The organism is Streptomyces sp. CHD11, assembly GCF_018638295.1.
Lineage (GTDB): Bacteria > Actinomycetota > Actinomycetes > Streptomycetales > Streptomycetaceae > Streptomyces.
In genome coordinates this window covers 1-492 of the sequence record NZ_JABTTS010000088.1, presented here as the reverse complement: position 1 = coordinate 492, position 492 = coordinate 1, and the positions used below count along the sequence as shown (strand labels likewise).

Here is a 492-nt window from a genome sequence, read left to right as displayed (position 1 = left end):
GCGTGAGGTGCGTACTGTCCACGGACGTTCCCGCGCACCCCTTGACGGGATAGGTGAACAGATCGACGACGGTCGCCATGTGGCCCGCTCCTTCGTGAGGTCCCCTGCCCCCCGGGACTTCCACCGTCGGGCCCGTACGGCCAGGGTGCCAGACCGGGCCGATCATGCTCGACGGCTTTTACGCCAAACCGCGGCGCGCCGCACCGCCGGGCCTGCCCCCGGCTCAGCAGTCCGGGATCACCGCCCCGTTGTTGTCGCGGGCCTCGTCGTTGCCCCAGCGGGAGAGGTAGTACGCGGAGACGTACGCGTTGCGGCCGTTCTTGCCCGCGTACACCGTGTCCAGGTCGGTGCGCAGCCACCAGTGGTTGAACTGGGTGGCCGTGCCGACCCGCTCTCCCCACACCTCGCAGTACACTTGACGATCCTCGCCCCCATAAATGAGGGCGATTCCCTTCAGCTCGCGTGAGCGGGCTTCGGGGCTTCACGCATCTG

The 492-nt window shown here is 68.3% G+C and carries 1 pseudogene; it reads right to left on the bottom strand.

The features are described from left to right. Positions 1-223: 223 nt before the first annotated feature. Positions 224-415 (bottom strand): annotated as a pseudogene (locus HTV45_RS33265) (M23 family peptidase); the annotation flags it as partial. Between the last annotated feature and the right edge of the window lie 77 nt (positions 416-492).